Consider the following 25,446-nt stretch of genomic DNA (forward strand, 5'->3'; position numbering starts at 1 on the left):
GGGGCGGCCGGCGTCGGACCGTCGGAGCTCCCGCAACCCACTGGGACGGCGGACCCGAGCCTTCCGTTGCTGGAGCGGATGGTTCCGGCACGGCCATCCGCCCTCGCCACCCCTGCCACCACCTCGTCCAGGTCCGCGGAATGCCGCGCGGCTACCATGTGTTGAAGCGTGCGAAAGCAAGGAGAGGCAATGCGACAGGTCATCATCATCGGCTCGGGTCCCGCGGGGTTCACCGCTGCGATCTACGCAGCTCGGGCGAACCTGAACCCGGTGCTCGTGGCGAGCTCGGTCGAGGTCGGCGGCGAGCTGATGAAGACCACGGAGGTGGAGAACTTCCCCGGCTTCCCGGAAGGCATCCAGGGCCCGGACCTGATGGCCAGGATGCAGGAGCAGGCCGAGAAGTTCGGCACCGAGGTCCTGTACGACGACGTCACCGAACTCGACCTCGACGGCGAGACCAAGAAGGTCACGCTCGGCAGCGGCACCGTGCTCGAGGCCGCCTCCATCATCTACGCGACCGGATCCGCGTACCGCATGCTCGGCATCCCGGGCGAGGAGCGGCTGTCCGGGCACGGCGTCTCGTGGTGCGCGACCTGCGACGGCTTCTTCTTCCGCGAGCGCACCATCGCCGTGGTCGGCGGCGGCGACTCCGCCATGGAGGAGGCCGCGTTCCTCACCAAGTTCGCCTCGAAGGTCTACGTGATCCACCGCAAGGACACCCTGCGCGCGTCGAAGATCATGCAGGACCGTGCCTTCGCGAACGACAAGATCGAGTTCATCTGGAATAGTGCGGTCGATGAGGTCCTCGGCGAGGACCAGACCACGGGCGTCCGTCTGCGCAACACCGTCGACGGCACCACGAGCGAACTCGCTCTGGACGGCCTGTTCATCGCCATCGGCAACGACCCGCGCACGCATCTCGTGCACGGCAAGCTCGACCTCACGCCGGAGGGAACGATCTGGGTCGACGGGCGCTCGTCGCGCACCTCGGTCCCCGGCGTCTTCGCCGCCGGCGACGTGCTCGACCCGACCTACCGGCAGGCGGTCACCGCCGCGGGTTCCGGCACCGTCGCGGCTCTCGACGTCGAGCACTTCCTCGCCGCTGTGGCCGATGGCACCCCGGCTGAGGCTGCTGTCGCCTGACAGCGCGCAGGAACACTTCCGCGCCCACCACTGTTGACGCCTCAGAGCGTCTCAACCAATCAAGGAGAATCATGACTGCCAAGGCAACCAGCCAGGCGACCTGGGAACAGGACGTGCTTAAGGCCGAGGGTCCCGTTCTGGTCGACTTCTGGGCCGCGTGGTGCGGTCCGTGTCGCATGGTCGCGCCCGTTCTGGACGAGATCCAGACCGAGCACCCGGAGAAGATCACCATCCTGAAGCTCAACGTGGATGAGAACCCGGATCTGGCGATGAAGTACCAGATCACCTCGATCCCCGCCATGAAGGTGTTCCAGGGCGGGGAGGTCAAGACCACGATCATCGGCGCCAAGCCGAAGTTCGCGCTCGAGCAGGATCTCGCCGCTTTCCTGGGCTGATCCCGTCGTCTTCCGAAGCCCCGCTCTCCCCTGGGAGGGTGGGGCTTCGTCGTCTTCCTCGCCCAATCTGGGACCGGCGGGATCGGTGGGCGATGTTTCACGTGGAGCGACGAGCGCGGCGGCGTGCTGCGGACGTTCCTGGTGTCACGGTCGCCGATGTTCCACGTGAAACGTCCCCTTCGGAACGGTGCCGCTCTCCATTCCCGCTCGCTCTCCATTGCCGCCTGCCATCCATTGCCGGAGCGGCGCGACGACACGGAGCCCAGCGTGGAACGGATGGTGATCGACCGCGCGAGCACGCCGCTGTGCAGGAATCGCGCCGAGTGCACGGTCTCAAGCGGTCGGTGCTCCCCGAGCGTCCGGTCGGCGACCCGGCCGGCCCTCAGGACCGAGCGTCGTCTGCCAGCAGGTCCCAGCGGCGGTACTTCGGGCCGTTGCCGAGCAGGCTCCAGACGACTCTGGTGAGCTCCGGATAATCGAGTGCGATCCTGCGCAGCACTTCGAAGTTGCGCGGCTGATCGGGACGGACTCCACCGCGTTCGACGATCTCATCCGCACGGAGCAGGAACACCACGAGCTCATCGACGCTCGGCAGTTCCTCCATGAAGTCCCAGGGGTCCTCTCCCCCGTGCAGGCGCTCCTGGACGAGCACCGCGAGCTCGTCCGCCGCTTCAGCCCTCAGCACTTCGAGGCTCGCGCGCCTGGTCGGGGAATCACTCACCCGACAAGCCTACGTGCCACCGCATGCACGAAGGCCGGGAACCACCCGCGTCACGCGGATCCGTCCCGGCCTCGTCACAGCGGCGCCAGGGGCGGCTGCTACCGCGCTCCGTAGCTCTCCTCGCCGATCTCAGTGAGGATGCGATTGAGGTCCTGAATGGAAGCGAATTCGATCTTGAGCTGGCCTTTTCGTGCGCCCAGGGCGATCTGCACCCGGGTATTCAGGCGGTCCCCGAGCTTGCCTGCCACGTCATCGAGGTAGGCGCGCCGGGAGCCGGCCTGCGGCTTCACGGCCTTCGTCACCGTTCCGGCGGCGGCGATCGTCTTGGCCGCCTCCTCCGTTGCACGAACCGAGAGATCCTCGTTCACGACCTTGTCGGCGAGACGCTGCATGAGCTCCGGGTCGTCGAGCGAGAGGATCGCACGCGCATGTCCCGCGGTCAGCACTCCCGCGGCGACGCGCTGCTGCACGGGCATCGGCAGGCGGAGCAGGCGGATCGTGTTGCTCACCTGCGGGCGCGAGCGGCCGATGCGATTGGCGAGGGCCTCCTGGGTGATGCCGAAGTCCTCGAGAAGCTGCTGGTAGGCCGAGGCCTCCTCGAGAGGGTTCAGCTGGGAACGGTGCAGGTTCTCGAGAAGCGCGTCTCGGAGCAGATCCTCGTCGGCGGTCTCGCGCAGAATGGCCGGAATCGACTCAAGGCCGGCCTCGCGGGCGGCCCGCGTGCGGCGCTCCCCCATGATCAGCTCGTACTTGCCCTCGGCGTTCTCCCGGACGACGACAGGCTGCAGCACGCCGAACTCGCGGACGCTGTGCACGAGTTCCGCGAGGTCGTCCTCGTTGAAATGCACGCGCGGCTGACGGGGGTTCGGGACGATGTCGTGCGGATCGATGCGCACCAGGCGTGCGCCGGGGACTTCCACCAGCTGCTCGTTCTGCACCGGCACTTCCGGCTCAGAGGACTTCTCCGCCACTGCTTCCGCGAGCTTCGCACCCGGGAAGAACACGTCGACCGGCCGTTCCGTCGCGTCGGAGGTCGGAATGAGCGCGCCGATCCCGCGCCCCAGTCCCGTGCGTTTCGCCATCAGTGACCCTTCTCGTTGTTGTTCTTCGCCCGTCCGGCGATCTCGACTGCTGCTTCGCGGTAGGCAACCGCGCCGACCGACTGCCCGTCATAGGTGATCACGGTCTGCCCGAAGCTGGGCGCTTCCGACACACGGACCGACCGCGGGATCACCGTTTCCAGCACCTCGTTCGGGAAATGGCTGCGGACCTCTTCAGCCACCTGCTGTGCCAGCCTGGTGCGCCCGTCGAACATCGTCAGCAGGATCGTCGACATGCTGAGGGAGGGATTGAGGTGCTTCTGGATCATCCGGATGTTGCCGAGCAGCTGGCTCAGGCCTTCCAGCGCGTAGTACTCGCACTGAATCGGGATCATCACCTCGGTCGCCGCCGTGAAGGCGTTGATCGTGAGCAGTCCCAACGACGGCGGGCAGTCGATGATCACGACGTCCGTGTGATGTGCGGCCAGATAGTCGTTGAGTGCCGTGCGGAGGCGGTGTTCGCGAGCGACCTGTGACACGAGCTCGATCTCGGCGCCGGCGAGGTGAATGGTGCTCGGTGCGCAGAGCAGGTTCGGGGACTCCGGACTGACCTGGATGACCTCCGCGAGGGCGCTGTCGCCGATCAGCACGTCGTAGATGCTCGGGAGATCGGCGGTGTGCGGCACCCCGAGTGCAGTCGATGCGTTGCCCTGGGGATCCAAATCGACGACGAGGACCTTCCCGCCGAGATCAGCCATCGCGGAGGCGATGTTGACGGCCGTGGTGGTCTTCCCCACTCCGCCCTTCTGATTGGAGATCGTGAAGACACGGGTCGGACCGTCGAACGAGACGCTGACTCCCTCGAGTGCTCTGCGCCGGGCCGTCAGATCCGCGAGTTCTCGGGCGAGTGGGGTGTCCGCTCCGTATCCTGTTGTCGAGGTGCTCGAGGACTGTTTCACGTGAAACATCCACTCCTTTCGACGATCTCCGACGGGACACGACGGAACCTCCACTCTAACTTGCGCGCCCGACGTTCCTGTCGCCAAGCCGGAATCTGGGTGATGTTTCACGTGAAACAAGGGTGTGGAGGGTGGTTGCTGTCCGCCCGATCGAGACACCGGTAAGGCGTCTGTCCGACAGGAAAGGCACGGTGCCATCGGACGGCCAGTATCGTGCCGCCAGGACCCGATGACGGGTGGCGTTCTTGATCTGGCGAGATGGGCGAAACTCACTCCGCAGGTGTCGAACACCCTGCACCAGGACCCCGGCCGGTAGGAGATTTGGCCGGCACGGAACTGGTCACTTCGGATACGCAGGTGGTCAACCCGGTGAGCCGGTGGTCAACCCGGACGGAGGAGTTCAGACACTACGTGGCGGTCGGCCCCGCACACAGGTAGCAAACCGGCAAGGATGAGGCCGGCATGTGGTGAGCCCCGCGCGCGGAATCGCAAACCGGTAGGAATGGGGCCACCCGGGATGCGGTGAGCACCCGCTACACAGAAAGACGGCCCGCACAGAGGCGGATCACCCCGCACGCCGCACCCCGCACGCAGTGATCGACCGCGCACGCAGTGATGGACCCGCACGCAGTGATGAACCCGCACGCAGTGATGAACCCGCACGCAGTGATGAACCCGCACGCGGTGATGAACCCGCACGCGGTGATGAACCCGCACGCGGTGATAGACCCCACACGCAGCGATAGACCCCACACGCAGTGGCATATCCCCCATTGCCGGGCGGTCCGCGCGCAGGCAGGCGGTCGGCCCGGCGCCCAGTGTTCCACCAGGGTCGAAAGCCTGGACGAGAGGTCTCTCCCGTTACCGTCGACACCCTCGGGAAGCCGATAGTGGATGGCGCCCCTCGTTTCACGTGAAACATGACATCGAACTCGCTGTCCAGCGCAGCCCGCGCCGCGAAAACAGCCCACTGTCTGGCACGCAATCCAGCTACCACCTACAGTCGCGCGCATCAGCGCCACAAACACGACGTCCACGGCCGCCCGTCATCGATGGCTCCCCGCCGCCCACGTCCACGCACCACGCGTTGCCATCACAACGTTCCACGTGAAACATCGCCTTGAGCAGCAAGAGGCGGACGGGATCGGGCTCATCGAATGCCCCGGCTCGCCGGCCGCGGACTATTCGGATCTCCCTGCGTGCGTCGCACACGCACAGAGACGACCGTTCGTTGGCCTGTGAGGTTTAAGAACTCCGACGGTGAGCGACGCACGAAGCCCGTCCATCAGAGAGCGCTCCGCCAGTCGCTCACGGAACCGCGAACCAGATCGGGGCGGGGGGGACATCACTCCTAAGCCGACGCACGACCCACCGGCCGAAGCCTCGCCACGCGCGGCCGCCCCTCACCTCGGTGTTCGGCCGGCTGATGATGTGTCCGAAATGGCTGCGGTGAGGCGCGGTGCGGTGTCGTGACCTATCCACAGAACCAGTGGTCACTGACGTTCGCACCTTCTCGACCTGCCTTTGAGTCATTCAACGTGTGGCACCCTGCAATGCCGAGACGGCCGCGATCTCGTCACGAACCAGGCCCCCGGCGTCGAGAAACAACTCCCCTCGCCGGCGTCCATCATCAACCACCCGAAGATCGACGACGACCGGCAGAGTGCTTCCGGGACGCCTACCTCGTGCGCGCGATGCACCCCAGTACGAACCCCGGGTGAAAGGCGGAGACCGTTAGGAATCGGCCGAATCACCATCCGCCGAATCACCATCCGTGGATGGCAACGCCGAACCGTCCGCGAATCACGCTCTCAGCGACCATGGTGTCGCCCGGAACAGATCGCGCGGTCCCTCGTTACCGCGATGTTCCACGTGAAACATCGCCGCTTCCCAACGCAGGCACACATGCCAGCCGGATGTCCGTCCGACCGCTGTCGAGGACGGCCAACCTGGTTACCGCGAACGGCGAACCGAGAACCGAACGGAGAATGACGGACCGCAAACAGCGAACGAAGATCCCTCAAGCGCGGACGGTCGCCCGGAGCACGCGTGTCGTCTCCGCGAGTACGCCCTCGCCGAGGGTCTCGACCCGAACGTCGGTGAGCAGGAACTTCCTGATCGCCTTCTGCGCAGCAGCGATCTCGTTCTCGGCGTTCACGCCCTTGAGCAGCGCGAGCTCTCCCCCGTTCCGCACCAGGGGCGCGGTCCAAGGGATGAGGGTGCGCAGCGCACTGACCGCACGAGCCGTGACCATGTCGAAGGTGCCGCTCAGTCCGACATCCTCCGCACGTCCGCGCACCACGCTCACGTTGCCCAGCTCCAGCTCGGCGACCTGCTCGTCGAGCCACGTCACGCGGCGCTCCATCGGCTCGATCAGAGTCCACTCGACGTCCGGGCGTGCGATCGCGAGGACGATACCCGGCAGCCCGGCACCCGAACCGACGTCGGCAACGGACCCGTGGAAGAGCGGCACAGCGATCGCGCTGTTCAGGATGTGCCGAGTCCACAAACGCGGCAGCTCGAGCGGGCCGATCAGGCCGCGCTCCTCCCCCTCACGCGCGAGAGCAGCCGCGAACCGGCGTGCACGCTCTATACCCTCGCCGAACAGCTCCGCCGCGACGTCCGGCTCCTGTTCCAGCTCGGGCGTCCCGGGCACGGCCTCAGTCATGTTTCACGTGAAACGTCAGCGTCGGCGGATCACGGTGTGACGCGTCGGACCCTCACCGTAGGACTCGGAGACCAGCCCGCGCTCCGACGCGATGTCATGCACCAGCTTGCGCTCGTAGCTCGACATCGACGGCAGCGAGGCCTGCGAGGCTCCCTCATCCAGTTTCGCCACGGCGGAGTCCACCAGCCGCTCGAGCTGAGAGCGTCGCGCGTCACGGGATCCAGCGACGTCGAGGATCAGGCGGGAGAAGGATCCCGTGGCGTTCTGCACCGCGAGCCGAGTCAGCTCCTGCAGCGCCTGCACGGTGTCGGGTGCCGACAGGAGACGCAGTGCGTCGCCTTCCGCCTCAACCGAGACGTAGGCGCGTCCCTGCTTCACATCCAGCGTCAGATCACCGTCGATGTCCGCGATGTCCAGCAGACCCTCGATGAAGTCGGCCGCGATGTCGCCCTCGTGCTCGAGTTCGGCGACCGTCGGCTCCGCAGCGCCCTGTTCGGTCATGCCCCGCTCCCGTTCTGCTCCCTCTTGGCGCGCTTGGCGCTCTTCGGCTGCTGCCGCTTCGGCTGCTGCGCGCGCAGGCGCTCGGCATCCTCGAGCATCTTCTGCTGCTCGGCCTGGTACGCGGCCATCGGCACGATCTTGCCCTCTGAGTTGATCGCCTTGCCCTTGCGCGCCAGGCGCTCCTCACGCGCCTTGGCGGCGTCCGAACCCGGGGTGGGCATCTCGCGAAGCACGAGGAACTGCTGTCCCATGGTCCACAGGTTGCTGATGAACCAGTAGATGACGACGCCGAGCGGGAAGAACAGACCCGAGAAGATGAAGCCGAGCGGGAGGATGTACAGCATGATGCGCTGCATCTGGTACGCCTGGCCGGTCTTCGCCTCGGGTGCGAGGTTCTTCGAGATGATCTGCAGCTGCGTGAAGAACTGCGATCCGATCATCAGGATCACCAGGACGACGAGGATCGCGACGGTCGTCTCCCAGCCGGCGGGCTTGTGCTGCACCGCGTCCACCAGGCTGGTGTGCAGCGGTGCCACTCCGAAGAGCGTGGCGTCGTAGAACTGCTTCGTCAGCTCCTTCGTGAGCAGCCACACTCCGCCTTCGCCGGCGAGAGCGTGCTTCTTCACATCGCTCAACGTGTAGAACATGCCGAGCAGGAAGGGCATCTGCACAAGCAGCGGCAGGCAGCTCGACAACGGTGTCGTACCGTGCTTCTTGTACAGCGCCATGGTCTCGCGACTCATCGCCTCACGGCTCAGCTGATCGCGCTTGCCCTTGTACTTCTCCTGGACTTTCTTCAGTTCAGGGGCGATTTCCATCATCTTGCGCTGGCTCTTGATCTGCCGCACGAAGAGCGGGAAGACCGCCGCGCGGATCACCAGCACGAGGCCGATGATCGACAGCACCCAGGTGAGACCGGCGGCGCCATGCAGCCCGATCGCGGTGAACAGCCAGTGCCAGGCGACGAGGATCGCCTCGACCAGTGCCTTGAACGGCCACATGACGGTGCCGAGCAGGTCGAAGCCGCCACTCGAGGGAGCGGGCGTCGACGTGGACGCGGCAAGCAGGAGGTCGTAACCCACTGATCAGTCCTTTCGGGAAGGGACGACGAATCCTCGGGACGTGAGGGCGTGTCGGAAGTTCTTGTGCAGCGGTACGTCGTCCACACCGCCGTGGCTCCAGGGATTGCAGCGCAGGATCCGCCACGCCGAGAGGACTGCGCCCTTCACCGCGCCGTGCTGCTGCACCGCACCTACAGCGTAGGCGGAACACGATGGGTAGTAGCTGCACACGTCTCCGTACAGCGGGGAGATCACCGTGCGATACACCGCGAGCAGCCCGAGCAGCAGATTCCGCGGCAGCAGCGGGATCGTGCGGAGGGCGTCCGCGGCGTGCAGCTGCGCAGTGCCCCGCGAATACGCCGGCAGCGCGCTCATCGCACGCCTCGCTGCAGGGCCCGTTCCACGTCCGACAGCAGCTCGGAGAACGGCGCTGCAGCCGCGGCGGGAAGCGCGCGGATCACGACATCCACGCCGTCGGGCAGGGGAAGCTGCCGTGCACAGACGTCCTTGAGACGCCGACGCACGGTGTTGCGGACAACCGCGTTCCCCACTTGCTTGCTGATGATGAAACCGAACCGAGCCGGACGAGGATCCCCCGTGTCGAGCACCGAGAGGATCAGCCGGGGCCCGCCGTGCCGTCGCCCGCGCCGGACCACCGTGCGGTAGTCGGACCCGCGCGTGATGCGATACGGGCGGGCGAGCACGGATTTACGCCGAGAGCTCGGTGCGGCCCTTTCCGCGACGAGCCGCGAGGATCGCGCGGCCGGCACGAGTGCGCATGCGGGCGCGGAAGCCGTGCTTCTTGGCGCGACGACGGTTGTTGGGCTGGAAAGTGCGCTTGCTCATGATTTCTCCGGGAGGGAAGCTGTCACCGGGATCGCATGCTGCCGGAGACGAGGTGGACAAAAGGATGCCGAACAGGCATAAGTCAACCGATTAAGGCTACGACGTCGGCCCCCACATCGCAAACCGAGCAGGCGGAATCGCCATTATCCACACCTGTGGATCGATCTGCCCACAGGGACACGCCTCCGGGACAGACCAGTCACAGGTTGCTCTCGACGCCCGCGCTGACTACCGTGGCACGAGCAGTTATCCACAGGCAGCGCGATCCCTTCCGCCGCCGTGCCGAGTCGCCGGGGGAACAATGTCAGCAGCCACAGCGTCCGACGTGCCGATCTGGGACGAGCTGCTCGCCGAGCTGGCCGCGGACGATCGGGTCACCGCCCCGCTTCAGGGCTTCCTCAACCTGGCGGTTCCCGCCGGGGTCATGACCGCGACGCTCTACCTCGAGGTGCCGAACGACCTCACCGCCGGACAGATCAACAAGCGCCTGCGGCTGCCGATCATGGAGGCCCTCTCCCGCATCGGCGACGAGGTCACCTCGTTCCGCGTCACCGTCAACCACGACATGGTCGAACAGCAGACGGTTCCGATCCCGGTCGCCGACTTCGCCTCCGGACGCACCGACTCCGCGCGCATCGATTCCCCGATCGAGCAGCAGCCCACCCCGATCCGCCACGAATCCCGGCTGAACCCGAAGTACGTGTTCGACAACTTCGTGATCGGGCAGTCCAACCGGTTCGCGCATGCGGCCGCGGTCGCAGTCGCCGAGGCCCCCGCGAAGGCGTACAACCCGCTGTTCATCTACGGCGGCCCGGGACTGGGCAAGACCCACCTGCTGCACGCGATCGGCGACTACGCGCAATCCCTGTACGCGGGGGTGAAGGTCCGCTACGTGTCGAGCGAGGAGTTCACGAACGACTTCATCAACTCGATCGCGAACAACCGCGGATCCGCCTTCCAGGCGCGCTATCGCGAGGTCGACATCCTGATGATCGACGACATCCAGTTCCTGCAGGGCCGCGCGGAGACGCAGGAGGCGTTCTTCCACACGTTCAACCAGCTGCACGACCACAACAAGCAGGTCGTGATCACCAGCGACGTGCCGCCCAAGCACCTCACCGGCTTCGAGGAGCGCATGCGCAGCCGGTTCGAGTGGGGCCTGATCACCGACGTGCAGGCGCCCGACCTCGAGACGCGCATCGCGATCCTCCGCAAGAAGGCGCAGAGCGAGCAGCTGCACGTGCCGGACGACGTGCTCGAGTACATCGCCACCAAGGTCTCGTCCAACATCCGCGAGCTCGAGGGTGCGCTCATCCGCGCCACCGCCTTCGCGAACCTGAACCGGTCGGCGCTCGACATCGCCACCGCGCAGACCGCGCTGCGCGACATCGTGGATCAGGACGAGGACAGCATCATCTCGCCGACCGACATCATCACGACGACCGCGAACTACTTCAAGCTCAGCGAAGACGACCTGTACGGATCGAGCCGCTCGCAGCAGATCGCGACCGCCCGGCAGATCGCGATGTACCTGTGCCGCGAGCGCACCAACCTCTCGCTGCCCAAGATCGGTCAGCTCTTCGGCAACCGCGACCACACCACCGTGATGTACGCCTACAAGAAGATCAGCGAGCTCATGAAGGAGCGCCGCGCGATCTTCAACCAGGTGACCGAGATCACCGCGCAGCTCAGCCGGCGCTGACCCCGCAGGTCCGGAACGCGGATCGCGACGGAGGATCATTGCACGACCGGGGCCAAGAGTCCACATGTGGATAACTTGGGGATATCTCGGCGTCCGCACCCTCGCCGATCCCCACAGGAACCCCGGAACTGTGGATAACTTCGGTCTCCCGGCTCCCGGGGGACCGACCGAGACCCCAGTGATTCCGCAGGATCTCCACAACTGACAGACGTGTAGTTCCCTTGTCCCGTAAAGCATCCCCAGACTTATCCACAGTATCCACAGGCGTTAACACCGTTAAGAACCCTTTTGAGATTCAGGTCCATCGATGACCTTCCAGGACCGGCCTGGGGATGGATCCGTCTGCCGGATCGTGGTCGAGCGCCGAGCGGTCCCCGATCACGAACCGCGAACCGCTGCCGACGAGCTGATGGGAGGCGCCGCCGTCCCCCGCGACCCCGGAGCGCGCGACCATGGCATTAGCATGGGAGCCCGTGGCGTTCGCCATGCAGCGGAAGGCGTGTCCGACATGACCCTCCGCGATCCAACGACGAAGGAGCGCCGGTGAGGTTCCAGGTCAATCGCGATGTCTTCAGCGAAGCAGTGTCCTTCGTCGTCAAACTGCTGCCCCAGCGCAACCCGCAGCCGATCCTCGCCGGCGTGCTGATCGAGGCCGGACCGGACGGGCTGACCCTCTCCGCCTTCGACTACGAGGCCTCCGCGCGGACGACGATCGACGCGACGGTCGACGAGCCAGGCACGATCCTGGTGCACGGCCGTCTGCTCTCCGACATCGCCAGCCGGCTGCCGAACGCCCCGATCGAGATCGCTGTCGAGGAGGACGGCGGGATCGCCGTGCGCTGCGGATCCGCGCGGTTCACGCTCGCGGCCATGCCGGTCGAGGAATATCCCTCGATCCCCGAGGTGTCCGGCACCTCCGGCCTGGTTCCCGCGGAGGACTTCAGCACCGCGATCGCACAGGTCGCCTTCGCCGCCTCGCGCGACGATGTCACCCCCGTCCTCACCGGCGTGCAGCTCGAGGTCACCGGCAACGCCCTCAGTCTCGTCGCGACCGACCGCTACCGCGTCTCGCTGCGCGATGTCCCCTGGGACGGCGAGTCGGTCGAGCAGACCGCTCTCGTGCCCGCCCGCACCCTGCAGGAGGTCGGAAAGACCTTCGGTCACGCCGGCACGATCCAGATCTCGTTCTCGGGAGCGGGTGACCGCGAGATCATCGCGTTCACCGCCGGCAACAAGACCGTCACCTCGCTGCTGATCAAGGGCAACTTCCCGCCCGTGCGCCGGCTGTTCCCGGAGCAGACCGATCACCACGCCGTCGTGAGCACCGCGGATCTCACCGAGGCCGTGCGCCGCGTCGCCCTCGTGCTGGACCGTTCCGCCCCGCTGCGCTTCACGTTCGACACCTCGGCGGTCACCATGGACGCGTCCGGCGGCGAGCAGGCCCGCGCCTCGGAGTCCGTCGACGCGCACCTCAACGGCGGCGAGGTCACCCTCGGCCTGAACCCGCAGTACCTGCTCGAGGCCCTCGGTGCCGTGAAGAGCGAGTTCGTGCGGGTGACGTTCACGTCGTCGGACAACGCGAACAAGCTCAGTCCGGTGCTGATCACCAGCCAGACGTCGGTCGAGCAGGCGGGTCTCGACTCGTTCAAGTACCTGCTGCAGCCCAACCTGCTGCTGCGCTGAGCCGAGTCCGCGGCAGGGTCCCCTGTCGGTGCCCGCGGGTAAGGTTGCTCGGGTGATTGTGGAGCATCTCAGCCTCGTCGACTTCCGCAATTACGCGACCGCCGAACTCACGCTGCACCGCGGTCCGAACGTCCTGGTCGGCCGCAACGGGCAGGGCAAGACGAACCTCGCCGAGGCGATCGTGTTCCTCGCGACGCTCGCCTCGCATCGCGTCTCCTCCGACGCACCGATGGTCCGCGACGGGTACGAGGCGGCGATCGTGCGTGCCCGCCTCGCGCACGGTCAGCGGAAAGTCCTGATCGAGGTGCAGATCAACCGGCAGGGATCCAACAAGGCGCGGATCAACGCCGCACCGGGGCGCACCGCCGACCTGCCACGTTACGCCCACGTGGTGCTGTTCGCGCCGGAGGATCTGCAGATCGTCCGGGGGGATCCGTCTGCCCGGCGCCGGTTCGCGGACCAGCTGCTGATCCAGCGCACGCCGCGCATGTCCGCGGTGCTCGGCGACTACGACCGGGTGCTGCGACAGCGCACCGCGCTGCTGAAGTCGGCTCGTGCCCGGGGCATCAAGGCCGAGGCGCTCACCACCCTCGACGTGTGGGACGACAAGCTCATCGCGCTCGGTGCAGAGATCATCGACGCCCGCACGCGCCTCGCCGCAGACCTGCAGCCCGGCGTCGCGGACTCGTACGCGGCGATCGCGGGCGCCGACCACGATCCGCGGCTGCAGTGGGCGCAGTCGATCCGCGGCGGAGACCCCGAGGAGAGCGAGGGCCAGGAGTCGGCCGACCAGGTCACCGGATCCGCCGGCACCGCCGACCTGTTCCGTGCGGCCCTCGCGGCCAAGCGCCCGGCCGAGCTCGAGCGCGGGCTCACGCTGGTCGGGCCGCACCGGGACGACCTGGTGCTGCGGGTGCGTGATCTCCCGGTCAAGGGCTACGCCTCGCACGGGGAGTCCTGGTCGGTGGCGCTCGCCCTGCGCCTCGCCTCGGCCGAGCTGCTGCGGCGCGAGTCCCCCGCGGGTGATCCGGTGCTGATCCTGGACGACGTCTTCGCGGAGCTCGACGCCGAGCGCCGGCAGCGCCTCGCCGGGATCACCGCGGGATACGAGCAGGTCATCGTCACGGCCGCCGTCGAGGAGGACATCCCCGAGGTTCTGCACCGCCACGTGGTGCGGATCTCGGCCGGCACGATCTCCGACGAACGCGAGCAGTCGGTCCCCGAGCCGGTCCGGCCTGTCCCGTCGGTCCCTGACCCGGTCCCGTCGGTCCCCGAGCCTGTCGAAGGGACCTCGGCGTCGGACGAGGACGCTTCGCCGACCGCAGCGACCGAGGGAACGGAGAGCGCGAATGCCTGAACCCGCGGAACCCGACGTCCCCGAGACGGTCGCGACCTACCTGCGGCTGCGCGGGCTGAAGCCGAGCTCGAAGAACTGGAAGCGCAAGAAGCGCCTGGTCGACGACGACAACGCACCGTTCACCCCCGGCCGGGACCCCGGATCCCTCGGCGACGTGCTCGCCAAGCTCACCCGCGACTCCGGCTGGGAGGCCGCGCTCAGCCGTGAGGACCTCGTACTGCAGTGGGCCGAACTCGCCGGGCCCGACACCGCCAAGCACTCCGAGCCGGTGTCGCTCGAGGGCGGCATGCTCACGGTGAAATGCGACTCGACGGCGTGGGCGAAGAACCTGCAGTACATGCGTGCCGTGATCATCACCGAGATCGGCCGCAGGTATCCCGAGGCAGGGGTGCAGAACCTGCGCTTCGTCGGGCCGGACGTCCCGTCCTGGAAATGGGGCCCCAGAGTCGCTCCAGGGCGCGGCCCGCGCGATACCTACGGCTAGGACATGATCCATCCCGTTCACGGAGGATTCAGGCGCGCAGAACGCCGTACAACGCGACATTGAGAACGGTTTCCGATAGACTGAAGGCCTAGATTTCGATGTGGAGCCTCCTCTCAGATGACACCTGAAAACACCTCTGACGCGAACGAATCGACCGAGAGCGAATCGACCCCGACGGGAGCTTCAGAGGCACCCGGCTCCGCCACGGTATCCTCACCGGCGAAGGCGAGCGGACAGGCAGCCGCGTACGGCGCCGACGAGATCCAGATCCTCGAGGGTCTCGAGGCCGTGCGCAAGCGTCCCGGCATGTACATCGGATCCACCGGTCCGCGTGGTCTGCACCACCTCGTCTACGAGATCGTGGACAACTCGGTGGACGAGGCGCTCGCCGGCGCGAACGACGCGATCATCGTGACGATCCTCGCCGACGGCGGCATCCGCGTCATCGACTACGGGCGCGGCATCCCGGTCGACCCGCACTCCTCCGACCCGAACAAGTCGACGGTCGAGGTCGTGCTCACGATCCTGCACGCCGGCGGAAAGTTCGGCGGCGGCGGATACGCGGTCTCCGGCGGTCTGCACGGCGTCGGATCCTCTGTCGTGAACGCGCTCTCGACCCGCTTCGAGGTCGAGATCAAGCGCCAGGGCTTCGTCTGGCGGCACAGCTTCGCGAACGGCGGCCACCCGCAGCAGCAGCTGGAGAAGGGCGAGCCGACCGACGAGACCGGTACGACCATCACCTTCTGGCCGGACCCGACGATCTTCACCGAGACGGTCGACTTCGACTACGACACTCTGCGCACCCGGTTCCAGCAGATGGCGTTCCTGAACAAGGGGCTGCGCATCGAGCTGCACGACGAGCGCGCCGGTGCCACGGTCGACGAGGAGGTCGAGGGCACCGTCGTCACGAAGCAGCGCGGGGACGTGTTCCTCTACGAGCGCGGCCTGGTCGACTACGTCGAGTACCTCAACCACGTGCGCCGCGCCGAGGTGGTCAACGACGAGATCATCGCCTTCGAGTCCGAGGACTCGGAGCGCAAGATCTCGCTCGAGGTCGCGATGCAGTGGACCACCGGCTACACCGAGAACGTGTTCACCTACGCGAACACCATCAACACGCACGAGGGCGGCACGCACGAGGAGGGCTTCCGCGCGGCGCTCACCTCGCTGGTGAACCGCTACGCCCGCGCGAACAACCTGCTCAAGGAGAAGGACGAGAACCTCTCCGGCGACGACGTGCGCGAGGGCCTCACCGCGGTCATCTCGATCAAGCTCGGCGAGCCGCAGTTCGAGGGTCAGACCAAGACCAAGCTCGGCAACACCGAGGCCAAGGCCTTCACCCAGAAGGTGGTCGGCGACCAGCTCGGCGACTGGTTCGACCGCAACCCGGCGCAGGCGAAGAACGTGATCCGGAAGGCGATCGACGCCGCCACCGCGCGGCTGGCGGCGCGCAAGGCGCGCGAGACCGCCCGGCGCAAGAGCGTGTTCGAGTCGGCCGCGATGCCGGACAAGCTCAAGGACTGCACGAGCAAGGATCCGTCCATCTCGGAGATCTTCCTGGTGGAGGGCGACTCGGCCGGCGGATCGGCCGTGCAGGGGCGCGACCCGCACACCCAGGCGATCCTGGCGCTGCGCGGCAAGATCCTGAACGTCGAGCGCGCGCGTCTCGACAAGGCGCTCGCCAACAAGGAGGTCCAGGCGATGATCCAGGCCTTCGGCACGGGCATCGGCGAGGACTTCGACCTGGACAAGGCGCGGTACCACAAGATCGTGCTGATGGCCGATGCCGACGTGGACGGCCAGCACATCACGACCCTGCTGCTCACCCTGCTGTTCCGCTACATGCGCGGCCTCATCGAGGCCGGTTTCGTGTTCCTCGCGATGCCGCCGCTGTACCGCCTGAAGTGGACGAACGCGCCGCACGAGTACGTGTACTCGGACGCCGAGCGGGACGCGCTGCTGCAGGACGGCTTGGCCAACGGCAAGCGGATCCCGAAGGACGCCGGCATCCAGCGCTACAAGGGTCTCGGCGAGATGAACGCCAAGGAGCTGTGGGAGACCACGATGGACCACACCACCAGGACGCTGCGCCAGGTGACCATCGACGACGCCGCGGCCGCGGACGAGATCTTCAGCGTGCTGATGGGCGAGGACGTCGAATCGCGTCGCAGCTTCATCCAGCGCAACGCCAAGGACGTCCGCTTCCTGGACATCTGACCCCCACGACACAAGCGAAGACGCGGGCCGCGCCTCTACGAACGACGGAGGGCGAGGCCGGACAAGAGAAGGGCGGAGGGCCGGGATTCCGAGGAATATCGGGAGGGGCCCGCGCAGCGGGAAGGACCCCGCTGATTCCTCGGAATCCCGACCCGGAGCCCGGCCGCTTCCACGAAGCCCGGCCCCGGACAACACCGAACGGCAAGACGAAGAGAAGACATGACTGACGAAAGCCGCCCCGAGCCCGAGCACAACCACGGCAAGATCGACCAGGTCGATCTGCAGTCGGAGATGCAGCGGTCGTACCTCGACTACGCGATGGCCGTCATCGTCGGCCGCGCGCTGCCCGACGTGCGCGACGGGCTCAAGCCGGTGCATCGCCGCGTGATCTACGGCATGTACGACGGCGGCTTCCGCCCCGACAAGTCGTTCTCCAAGTGCGCCCGCGTGGTCGGCGAAGTGATGGGTCAGTACCACCCGCACGGCGACTCCGCGATCTACGACGCGCTCGTGCGCCTGGTGCAGCCGTGGTCGCTGCGCTACCCGCTCGCACTCGGCCAGGGAAACTTCGGCTCCCCCGGCAACATGGGCGCCGCCGCCCCCCGGTACACCGAGACGAAGATGGCTCCCCTCGCGCTCGAGATGGTGCGCGACATCGAAGAGGAGACCGTCGACTTCTCCGACAACTACGACGGGCAGACGCAGGAGCCCGACGTGCTGCCGGCCCGATTCCCGAACCTGCTGGTCAACGGATCCGTCGGCATCGCGGTCGGCATGGCCACGAACATCCCGCCGCATAACCTGCGGGAGGTCTCCGAGGCCGCGCTGTGGGCGCTGGAGAACCCCGACCTGCCCCGCGAGGAGCTGCTCGAGGGACTGATCCAGCGCGTGCCGGGCCCGGACTTCCCGACCGGCGCGCAGATCCTCGGCACCAAGGGGATCCACGAGGCGTACCGCACCGGACGCGGATCCATCACCATGCGCGCGGTCGTCGGCGTCGAGGAGATCCAGGGCCGCACGTGCCTCGTGATCACCGAACTGCCGTATCAGGTCAACCCCGACAACCTCGCCGTGAAGATCGGCGACCTGGTGCGCGAGGGCAAGATCGCGGGCATCGCCGACATCCGCGACGAGACCAGCGATCGCACGGGCCAGCGTCTCGTGGTCGTGCTCAAGCGCGACGCGGTCGCCAAGGTCGTGCTGAACAACCTGTACAAGCACACCCAGCTGCAGGACAACTTCGGCGCGAACATGCTCGCGATCGTGGACGGCGTGCCGCGCACGCTCGCCCTCGACGGCTTCATCATGCACTGGCTCGACCACCAGATCGATGTGATCGTGCGCCGCACGACCTTCCGCCTGGCGAAGGCCGAGGCGCGCATGCACATCCTGCGCGGCTACCTCAAGGCGCTCGACGCGCTCGACGAGGTCATCGCGCTGATCCGTCGCTCCCCCTCGGCGCAGGAGGCGAACGAGGGACTGCAGCGGCTCCTGGAGATCGACTACGACCAGGCGCTCGCGATCCTCGACATGCAGCTGCGCCGCCTCGCAGCCCTCGAGCGTCAGAAGATCATCGACGAGGCCACCGAGCTCGAGGCGCAGATCGTCAAGTACAAGGCGATCATCGCGGATCCGGCGCTGCAGCGCGGGATCATCCGCGACGAGCTCACCGCGATCGTGGACCGGTTCGGCGACGACCGGCGCACGCACATCCTGCACGGCTTCGACGGCGACGTCTCGATGGAAGACCTCATCGCCGAGGAGGAGATGGTCGTCACGGTCACCCGTGAGGGCTACATCAAGCGCACCCGCAGCGACAACTACCGCTCGCAGCACCGGGGCGGCAAGGGCGTGAAGGGCGCGCAGCTGCGGGCCGACGACCTGGTCGAGCACTTCTTCGTCACGACCACGCACCACTGGCTGCTGTTCTTCACCGACAAGGGCAGGGTCTACCGCGCCAAGACGTACGAGATCCCGGAGGCGGGCCGCGACGCGAAGGGCCAGCACGTCGCGAACCTCCTCGCGCTGCAGCCCGAGGAGAAGATCGCGCAGATCCTCGACATCCGCGACTACACGGCCGCCGATTACCTGGTGCTCGCCACCCGCGGCGGCCTGGTGAAGAAGAGCCGCCTCGGCGACTACGACACGAACCGCCAGGGCGGCGTCATCGCGATCCGGCTGCGCGAGGACGACGAGCTCGTCAGCGCATTCCTCGCGAACGCGACCGACGACGTGCTGCTCATCAGCCGTCACGGCATGTCGGTCCGCTTCCAGGCGACCGACGAGGCGCTGCGGCCGATGGGCCGGGCCACCGAGGGCGTCAAGGGCATGCGGTTCAGCGGCGATGACAGCCTGCTGTCCGCGTCGCTGGTCACCGAGGGCGGCTACGTGTTCGTGGTCACCGACGGTGGCTACGCGAAGCGCACCTCGGTGGAGGAATACCGGGTCCAGGGGCGCGGCGGACAGGGCATCAAGGTCGCGAAACTGAACGATGACCGGGGCATTCTCGCGGGCGGTCTGATCGTCCAGGACGACGACGAGGTCCTTGTGGTTCTTGCCAGCGGCAAGGTGGTACGCTCTGCCGTGGCCGAGGTGCCGGCGAAGGGTCGTAACACCATGGGCGTGGTTTTCGCCCGGACCGACGAGGACGATCGGATCCTTGCGATCGCCCGGAACACCGAGCGCGGCCTGGCCGAGAGCGACGAGTCCGACGACTCCGGTACGGCCCCCGAGACAGAAGCCCCCGAAGCCCCCGAAGGAACTGACGCATGAGCACCGTAGCCGACAAGCTCGCCAAGAAGTCGTCCCGGAAGACGTCCAGCAAGCAGGTGCGGCTGCGCCTGGTCTACATCGACTTCTGGTCGGCGGTCAAGCTGTCGTTCCTGGGTGCCATCGCGATCGCCGTCGTGACCCTGGTCTCATTCCTGCTCATCTACCTGGTGATGTCGGCGACCGGGCTGATCGGCAAGGCGGACGACTTCGTGGGCGGCTTCACGGACGGCGCCGTCAAGCTGAGCTCGATCGTCGGACTCCCGCAGGTGCTCGCCTTCGGCTCCGTCGTGGCGATCCTGAACCTCATCGTGTTCACCGTGCTGGGCGCGATCATCGCGGGCATCTACAACCTCGCGGTCAAGGTGACCGGCGGCCTGCTCGTGGGCTTCACCTCGAACTGACATCTCGCTTCGCCAGGAAGGCCCGCATCCCCGAGGATCCGGGCCTTCCTTCGTACGTGGTCCCACCGCACGATGGAGACGAGACGCCGCCTGGGCGATCGCGCCTAGACGACGCCGGTCGTGCCGAGCAGGGTTCCGATGAGCCAGGTCGCGAGCAGCGCCAGTCCCCCGCCGACGACGAGCCGCACCGAGGAGCGCAGCCGGCCGGAGCCGCCGATCCAGGCAGCCATCGCTCCTGTCGCGCCCAGGGCGACGAGCACCGTGGCGAACGTGACCGGAACCCGCCAGGCGGGCGGCGGAAGCAGGATCGCGAGCATCGGGAGCAGCGCGCCGAGCGTGAACGAGATCGCCGAGGAGATCGCGGCGTGCCAGGGGTTGACGAGGTCGTCCTGGTCGATCCCGAGCTCGACCTCGAGGTGGGCGGCCAGGGCGTCGTGGGCGGTGAGCTCCTCGGCGACCTGCTGCGCGGTCTGCTCGGAGAGCCCGCGGCGCCGATACAGCTCGGCGAGCTCGGCGAGCTCCTGCTCGGGCATGGTGCGCAGCTCTTCGCGCTCTTTCGCGATGAGCGCGTTCTCGCTGTCGCGCTGGCTGCTCACCGACACGTACTCGCCGAGCGCCATCGAGACCGCGCCTCCGACGAGTCCGGCGAGGCCGGCGATGAGAATCGCGGAGTTGTCCGTCGTCGCACCCGCGACGCCGACGACGATCGACGCGACCGACACGATCCCGTCGTTCGCGCCGAGCACGCCGGCGCGCAGCCAGTTCAGACGCTGACCGAGGCCCGTGCCGTGGGGTTCGTCGGAATGCACAGTCATGTGATCACGTAAGCACGCGCGCCGGATTCCGTCCATCCAGGCTAGGCATGCATAACCCGGCCCGTTACGGAAAACCCGAACCGGTTCGTCGGGATCGCTCCGTTCCGCCGTGCCGGGCGCGCCCGTAGCGTGGAGCCCATGACCGCAGCACCGACCTACGATCCCCCCGCGGCGACGGATCCCGCACCCCGATCCGCCGAGCGCACCCCGATCCGCCTGCTGCTGACGATCGTGGAGCTCGCGGCTCTCGGCGTCGTCGGATCGGCCGTCGCAGGGCTCCTCGGAGGTCTCGCCGGCATCAGCCTCGGACTGCTGTTCGTCGGCGTCGGCGTGGTCTTCCTGGTCGGGCTGGTCTACGCCCTGTTCGGCGTCGCCTGGTTCGAGATCGCCCGGCTGAACGGCCTCTACGGCTTCGAGCTCCCGGCGCTGCGCTGGCGTCGCGGCGACCGCGACGGGTTCTCGGGATGGCTGCTGTCGCTGTGGCGTCAGGCCTACAACGGGCGGATGTGGCGCGCACTGGCGAACTTCGCCATCGCCTGCTTCCTCGGCGGTCTGGTGCTGCGGCTGTTCTCCTGGTTCGGCTGGTCGGCCGTCACCGCGTTCCAGCCGCTGTTCAGCGGCGCGGATGCCGACACCGGCTGGGGGACGACCTACCCGGTCACCTGGGCGCCGCTGTTCGGAGGCCTCGGCGTCGCCGCGTCGATCCTGGGCATCATCGGGGTCGCACTCCTGCACCGCATCATCTCCCGCGGCATCGTCGCCGCACCCGATCGCGCTCTCGACCTCACCGAGCAGGTCCGCACGAGCACGGCTCAGCGCGCGGGAGCCGTGCGCGCGGCCGACGTCGAACGCACCCGCATCGAGCGCGACCTGCACGACGGCGTCCAGCCTCGCCTGGTCTCGGTCGGGATGACCCTCGGCATGGCCCAGCAGAAGATCGACACCGATCCCGCGGCGGCCAAGGCGCTCATCGCCGAGGCGCACACGTCGACCAAGGCGGCGATCACCGAGCTGCGCCAGCTCGCGCGCGGGATCCACGCCTCGGTGCTCGACGACCGCGGCCTCGACGCGGCGCTGTCGGCCCTCGCGGGACGCTCGCCCGTCCCGGTCTCGCTCGACGTGCGGCTCGACGGCCGGTGCTCCCGCGAGGCCGAGGCGGCCGTGTACTTCACGATCGCGGAGTCGCTCACGAACGCGGCCAAGCACTCCCGGGCGAGCGAATGCCGGGTCGTGGTGCGGGTGCGCGACGCAGGCACGCTCTGGGCCCGTGTCGAAGACAACGGCATCGGCGGTGCGACCGTCGTGCCGGGCGGTGGTCTCGACGGGATCGGGAACCGCGCGCTCGCCGCCGGCGGGACGATCCGCCTGGACAGCCCCGTGGGCGGTCCGACCAGTCTGGAGGTGAGCGTCCCGTGCGCATCCTGATCCGCCCGCTCCTCGACCAGCGCTCCGACGCCCGGCTGCGCAGGGTGATCTCATGAGGATCCTGATCGTCGAGGACTCCGTCCTTCTCCGCGAGGGTCTGGTCCGGCTGCTCGAGGACACCGGCCACGAGGTGGTCGCGGCGCTCCCCGACGCCTCGGCGCTCGACGAGACCGTCGACGCCTCCGCCCCCGACCTCTGCATCCTGGACGTCCGCCTCCCGCCCACGTTCGTGGATGAGGGGATCCGTGCCGCGCTGTCGCTGCGCCGCCGGGTCCCGCAGCTTCCGCTGCTCGTACTCTCCCAGTACGTGGAGGAGCGCTACGCGAGCGACCTGATCACCGCTCAGGGCGTCACTGCGCAGGGATCCGCCGGACCGCTCGGCTATCTGCTCAAGGATCGGGTGGCCGATGTGGCGGAGTTCATCGAGTCGGTCGAGCGGATCGCGGCCGGAGCCACCGTCCTGGACCCGGAGGTCGTCGCGCAGCTGCTCACCCGCCGCAACCAGGACGACCGCATGCTCAGTCTCACCGACCGTGAGCGCGCGGTGCTCGCCATGATCGCCGAGGGCAAGTCGAACCAGGCCATCGCCGCGACGCTGTACCTCTCCGCGGCGAGCGTCGAGAAGCACATCACCGCGATCTTCCAGAAGCTCGGCCTCGAGCCGGACGAGTCGGGCAACCGCCGCGTGCTCGCCGCGATCGCCCACCTCGAGAGCACGGGCCTGAGCGGCCCGCAGACCGCACCCGCTCGCACCGGGTCCGCACAGACAGGAACGAGCCGATGACCGACCTCACTCCCCCGGATCCGATCCTCCCCGAGCCGGCCACGACGATCACGACGGATCCGAGCCGCGGAGCGTCCCCGGCAGCACAGCCGCGCAAGGGCGCCGTGACGGCGATCACGATCGCCGGGATCATCGTCGGGGTCCTTGCGCTCGCGTCCGTGGGCGGTGCGTCCGCCGTCGCCGCGACGGCCCAGGCGGTGGACGGTTCGCGTGCGGACGGATCCGGGATCTCCGTCGACGCGGAGGGCGTGAAGACGCTGAGCCTCGACGCCAGCGCGGGAACGGTGACCATCCGCTTCGCCGACGTCGCCCAGGCCACGCTGCAGAGCGCGGGCCGCGGAAGCGGCGACTGGAAGATGCGCCGTCAGGGCGACGAGCTCATCGTCGACAATCCGCGTTCCGGCTTCGGGTGGTGGATCGGAAGCTGGTTCCAGGACGGACCGGAGATGCAGCTCACGCTGCCGCAGGACCTGGAGGGGACGCTGGACGCCGACCTCAGGCTCGACGCCGGCTCGCTCGACGCGCAGGGCCGCTTCGACACGCTGGCGACGAAGGTGAGCGCGGGCCGGCTCACGGTGAGCGGCAGCGCGAGCTCCGTCAGCGCGCGCGTCGACGCCGGTGCCGCCGATCTGCGCCTGAGCGACGTCACCACCGCCGACCTGACGATGTCGGCCGGCCAGCTCGACGCCACCATCTCAGGGAGCCGCCCCGACCTGGTGAAGCTCGACGTCAGCGCCGGATCCATGGACGTCACTGTCCCCTCCGGGTCGTACTCGCTGACCAAGGACGTCTCGGCGGGAACCCTGGACGCGCGGATCCCGACCGACCCGTCTGCCGACCACCGTATCCAGGTGAACCTGTCCGCAGGAGGCGTCACCCTGCGCAGCGGGAGCTGACCGCACCGATTTCGCGATTGCCCTGCCGTCCGGTAAAGTCTTGGAGGTTGATACGGGGCTATAGCTCAGGCGGTTAGAGCGCTTCACTGATAATGAAGAGGTCCCAGGTTCAAGTCCTGGTAGCCCCACCGACACGTGAGCGGGTCCGAGCAATCGGATCCGCTCATTCGGTCGAAACCCCATGATCTCGGGGCCTTAGCTCAGTTGGTAGAGCGCCTGCTTTGCAAGCAGGATGTCAGGAGTTCGAATCTCCTAGGCTCCACAGTGTGATGAGTCGGGACATAGTTGACATCTGAGTCGCGACATAGGTGACAAGTTACGAGAGAGAGTCCGGCCATCGGCCGGGCTCTCTCTCGTTGTTGCGCCAGTAGCTTTTGCTTGGGTCGATGGTGTTGGTCGCGATGATCTCTCCGGTGTTGAGGGAGATCACGGTGGTGCTGTGTTCGTCGGCGAGGATGATGACGCGTTTGCCTCGGTGGGTGGTGCCGATGCCGAGGTGGTGCATGCGCCCGGCGCGGCGGAAGCTGATCTTCCCGTCGGCGGCGACGTGGTCGTAGCGGAGGCGGTAGTGCGTCCGGTCCGTGTCTGGGGTCCCGGTGGGGGCGGCTTTTGGGGAGGCGGCGTAGGTGTCGGCCGGGGTTCTTCCGTCGAGCGCGCGGTGCGGTCGGCGCGTGTTGTAGTGTTCGCGGAACTCGTCGAGTTGGGTCTGCAGCTCGGCCGCGGTGCGGGCGCGGGGACGGGCGGCGAGCCAGCGTTTCAGGGTTTGATGGAAGCGTTCGATCTTGCCCTGGGTCTGGGGGTGGTTCGGGGAACCGTTCTTCTGGACGATGCTGAGCGCGGCGAGCGTGTATTCGAAGGCGTTTCTGCCTCCTCCGTGTCGGGCGGTGTAGACGCGTCCGTTGTCGGTGAGCGTGGACGCGGGCGGCCCGTGGGTGTCGATGCAGGTGAGGAACGTGGTGACGACGTCGTCGCCGGTGACGGGGTGGTGGACGGTGCAGGACAGCAGTTTTCGGGAGTGGTCGTCGAGCCAGTTCAGGATCTCGACGTCGGTGTCGTCCGCGAGGGGCCAGTGGGTGAAGTCGGACTGCCAGGTCTCGTTCGGTCGGGCGGCTTCGAAACGGAGGTAGGAGGAACGGGGGCGTTTGCGCGGCTCGGGGGTGACCAGCCCAGCGGTGTGCAGGATCCGGCGGATCGTGGACGTCGACGGGGCTCGTAGGCCTTCTTCTCGCAGATGCCAGGCGATCGTGACCGGGCCGGCATCGAGCCCGTTCGAGGTCAGCTGTTGGCGCAGTTCGATGACACGGTCGCGGACGCGGGTGGTCGTCGTCTGGGGCGAAGTCAGCGGAGCGCGCGAGTGTGGCTCGAGGCCATCCAATCCCTCTTTACGGTAGCGGGCGAGCAGCACGTGGAGATACTGGCGGGAGAGCCCGTACTCGCACGCAGCGGCGGTCACTGTGAGCTGTCCGGCGATGATCTTCAACACGACGACGCGATGCTTCGACATGCCTGAGTCTGTCGCCTATGACGCGACTCACGTGTCGCCGATCACCTGTCGCCTATGTCGTGAACCCAGACA

General features: G+C 67.5%; 22 protein-coding genes, 2 tRNA genes and 2 pseudogenes. 15 read left to right on the forward strand and 11 right to left on the reverse strand.

The annotated features are described in order from the left end of the window. The first annotated feature begins 189 nt into the window (after positions 1-189). Together trxB and trxA are read left to right on the forward strand one after the other, a co-directional pair. Positions 190-1,143 (forward strand): thioredoxin-disulfide reductase, encoded by a 954-nt coding sequence (gene trxB, locus ACTJJZ_RS16320; RefSeq protein WP_440722246.1) that lies wholly within the window; start codon positions 190-192, stop codon positions 1,141-1,143. Between the two features lie 71 nt (positions 1,144-1,214). After that, the gene (gene trxA / locus ACTJJZ_RS16325) at positions 1,215-1,538 is read left to right on the forward strand and encodes a thioredoxin (RefSeq protein ID WP_440722247.1); all 324 of its coding nucleotides are present in this window, start codon (positions 1,215-1,217) and stop codon (positions 1,536-1,538) included. Positions 1,539-1,920: 382 nt separating this feature from the next. On the opposite strand, the gene ACTJJZ_RS16330 is transcribed toward trxA, so the two are convergent. From ACTJJZ_RS16330 to rpmH, 9 genes are all read right to left on the reverse strand, one after another. Next, entirely contained in the window at positions 1,921-2,259 is a 339-nt protein-coding gene (locus ACTJJZ_RS16330; RefSeq protein WP_440722248.1) for a tryptophan synthase subunit alpha, read from the reverse strand. A gap of 98 nt (positions 2,260-2,357) precedes the next feature. After that, a complete protein-coding gene (locus ACTJJZ_RS16335; protein ID WP_440722249.1) occupies positions 2,358-3,341 on the reverse strand; it encodes a ParB/RepB/Spo0J family partition protein in 984 nt (327 codons plus the stop codon). Beyond that, positions 3,341-4,267, reverse strand: a complete 927-nt coding sequence (locus ACTJJZ_RS16340) for a ParA family protein (RefSeq protein ID WP_440722250.1) — start codon at positions 4,265-4,267, stop codon at positions 3,341-3,343. The genes ACTJJZ_RS16335 and ACTJJZ_RS16340 overlap by 1 nt, the downstream gene beginning before the upstream one ends. A 2,011-nt stretch (positions 4,268-6,278) precedes the next feature. Continuing rightward, a complete protein-coding gene (rsmG, locus tag ACTJJZ_RS16345; protein ID WP_440722251.1) occupies positions 6,279-6,926 on the reverse strand; it encodes a 16S rRNA (guanine(527)-N(7))-methyltransferase RsmG in 648 nt (215 codons plus the stop codon). A gap of 15 nt (positions 6,927-6,941) precedes the next feature. Beyond that, positions 6,942-7,427 (reverse strand): Jag family protein, encoded by a 486-nt coding sequence (locus ACTJJZ_RS16350; RefSeq protein ID WP_440722252.1) that lies wholly within the window; start codon positions 7,425-7,427, stop codon positions 6,942-6,944. Continuing rightward, positions 7,424-8,509: a membrane protein insertase YidC gene (gene yidC, locus ACTJJZ_RS16355; RefSeq protein ID WP_440722253.1), complete on the reverse strand. Its 1,086-nt coding sequence runs from the start codon at positions 8,507-8,509 to the stop codon at positions 7,424-7,426. Before yidC ends, ACTJJZ_RS16350 begins: the two co-directional genes overlap by 4 nt. Before the next feature lie 3 nt (positions 8,510-8,512). After that, positions 8,513-8,863 (reverse strand): membrane protein insertion efficiency factor YidD, encoded by a 351-nt coding sequence (gene yidD / locus ACTJJZ_RS16360; RefSeq protein WP_440722254.1) that lies wholly within the window; start codon positions 8,861-8,863, stop codon positions 8,513-8,515. After that, a complete protein-coding gene (gene rnpA / locus ACTJJZ_RS16365; RefSeq protein ID WP_440722255.1) occupies positions 8,860-9,192 on the reverse strand; it encodes a ribonuclease P protein component in 333 nt (110 codons plus the stop codon). Before rnpA ends, yidD begins: the two co-directional genes overlap by 4 nt. Before the next feature lie 4 nt (positions 9,193-9,196). Then, positions 9,197-9,334, reverse strand: a complete 138-nt coding sequence (gene rpmH, locus ACTJJZ_RS16370; protein ID WP_043595303.1) for a 50S ribosomal protein L34 — start codon at positions 9,332-9,334, stop codon at positions 9,197-9,199. A 301-nt stretch (positions 9,335-9,635) separates the two neighbouring features. On the opposite strand from rpmH, the pseudogene ACTJJZ_RS16375 reads away from it, so the two are divergent. The 8 genes and pseudogenes from ACTJJZ_RS16375 to ACTJJZ_RS16410 all read left to right on the forward strand — a co-directional run. Continuing rightward, a pseudogene (locus ACTJJZ_RS16375) lies at positions 9,636-9,807 on the forward strand (chromosomal replication initiator protein DnaA); the annotation flags it as partial. Further along, a pseudogene (gene dnaA / locus ACTJJZ_RS16380) lies at positions 9,780-11,036 on the forward strand (chromosomal replication initiator protein DnaA); the annotation flags it as partial. The pseudogenes ACTJJZ_RS16375 and dnaA, both read left to right, overlap by 28 nt. Before the next feature lie 543 nt (positions 11,037-11,579). Then, on the forward strand, positions 11,580-12,719 hold the full coding sequence (dnaN, locus tag ACTJJZ_RS16385; RefSeq protein WP_440722256.1) for a DNA polymerase III subunit beta: 1,140 nt from the start codon (positions 11,580-11,582) through the stop codon (positions 12,717-12,719). Between the two features lie 52 nt (positions 12,720-12,771). After that, entirely contained in the window at positions 12,772-14,076 is a 1,305-nt protein-coding gene (gene recF / locus ACTJJZ_RS16390) for a DNA replication/repair protein RecF (RefSeq protein WP_440722257.1), read from the forward strand. After that, on the forward strand, positions 14,069-14,560 hold the full coding sequence (locus ACTJJZ_RS16395; RefSeq protein WP_440722258.1) for a DUF721 domain-containing protein: 492 nt from the start codon (positions 14,069-14,071) through the stop codon (positions 14,558-14,560). The genes recF and ACTJJZ_RS16395 overlap by 8 nt, the downstream gene beginning before the upstream one ends. Positions 14,561-14,677: 117 nt before the next feature. Further along, positions 14,678-16,777: a DNA topoisomerase (ATP-hydrolyzing) subunit B gene (gene gyrB / locus ACTJJZ_RS16400; protein ID WP_440722259.1), complete on the forward strand. Its 2,100-nt coding sequence runs from the start codon at positions 14,678-14,680 to the stop codon at positions 16,775-16,777. Positions 16,778-16,996: 219 nt separating this feature from the next. Beyond that, the gene (gene gyrA, locus ACTJJZ_RS16405; protein WP_440722260.1) at positions 16,997-19,549 is read left to right on the forward strand and encodes a DNA gyrase subunit A; all 2,553 of its coding nucleotides are present in this window, start codon (positions 16,997-16,999) and stop codon (positions 19,547-19,549) included. After that, positions 19,546-19,950 (forward strand): DUF3566 domain-containing protein, encoded by a 405-nt coding sequence (locus ACTJJZ_RS16410; RefSeq protein ID WP_440722261.1) that lies wholly within the window; start codon positions 19,546-19,548, stop codon positions 19,948-19,950. Before gyrA ends, ACTJJZ_RS16410 begins: the two co-directional genes overlap by 4 nt. A 104-nt stretch (positions 19,951-20,054) precedes the next feature. Here ACTJJZ_RS16410 and ACTJJZ_RS16415 read toward each other — a convergent pair whose 3' ends face one another. Further along, positions 20,055-20,765, reverse strand: a complete 711-nt coding sequence (locus ACTJJZ_RS16415; RefSeq protein ID WP_440722262.1) for a VIT1/CCC1 transporter family protein — start codon at positions 20,763-20,765, stop codon at positions 20,055-20,057. 138 nt (positions 20,766-20,903) lie between these two features. Here ACTJJZ_RS16415 and ACTJJZ_RS16420 point away from each other — a divergent pair, with 138 nt between their 5' ends. The 5 genes from ACTJJZ_RS16420 (at position 20,904) to ACTJJZ_RS16440 (ending at position 24,132) form a co-directional block, all read left to right on the forward strand. Continuing rightward, positions 20,904-22,190 (forward strand): sensor histidine kinase, encoded by a 1,287-nt coding sequence (locus ACTJJZ_RS16420; RefSeq protein WP_440722263.1) that lies wholly within the window; start codon positions 20,904-20,906, stop codon positions 22,188-22,190. A gap of 52 nt (positions 22,191-22,242) precedes the next feature. After that, positions 22,243-22,974 carry a LuxR C-terminal-related transcriptional regulator gene (locus tag ACTJJZ_RS16425; RefSeq protein ID WP_440722264.1) on the forward strand — a complete coding sequence of 244 codons (732 nt, stop codon included), beginning with the start codon at positions 22,243-22,245 and terminating at the stop codon, positions 22,972-22,974. After that, positions 22,971-23,870 (forward strand): DUF4097 family beta strand repeat-containing protein, encoded by a 900-nt coding sequence (locus ACTJJZ_RS16430; protein WP_440722265.1) that lies wholly within the window; start codon positions 22,971-22,973, stop codon positions 23,868-23,870. Before ACTJJZ_RS16425 ends, ACTJJZ_RS16430 begins: the two co-directional genes overlap by 4 nt. Before the next feature lie 54 nt (positions 23,871-23,924). Continuing rightward, a tRNA-Ile gene (locus ACTJJZ_RS16435) sits at positions 23,925-23,998 on the forward strand. 61 nt (positions 23,999-24,059) lie between these two features. Further along, positions 24,060-24,132, forward strand: a tRNA-Ala gene (locus ACTJJZ_RS16440). Positions 24,133-24,186: 54 nt separating this feature from the next. Here the strand turns inward: ACTJJZ_RS16440 and ACTJJZ_RS16445 are convergent. Then, a complete protein-coding gene (locus ACTJJZ_RS16445; protein WP_440719109.1) occupies positions 24,187-25,374 on the reverse strand; it encodes an IS481 family transposase in 1,188 nt (395 codons plus the stop codon). Between the last annotated feature and the right edge of the window lie 72 nt (positions 25,375-25,446).

Origin of the sequence: Microbacterium sp. 22242, from assembly GCF_052045495.1 — a bacterium.
Lineage (GTDB): Bacteria > Actinomycetota > Actinomycetes > Actinomycetales > Microbacteriaceae > Microbacterium.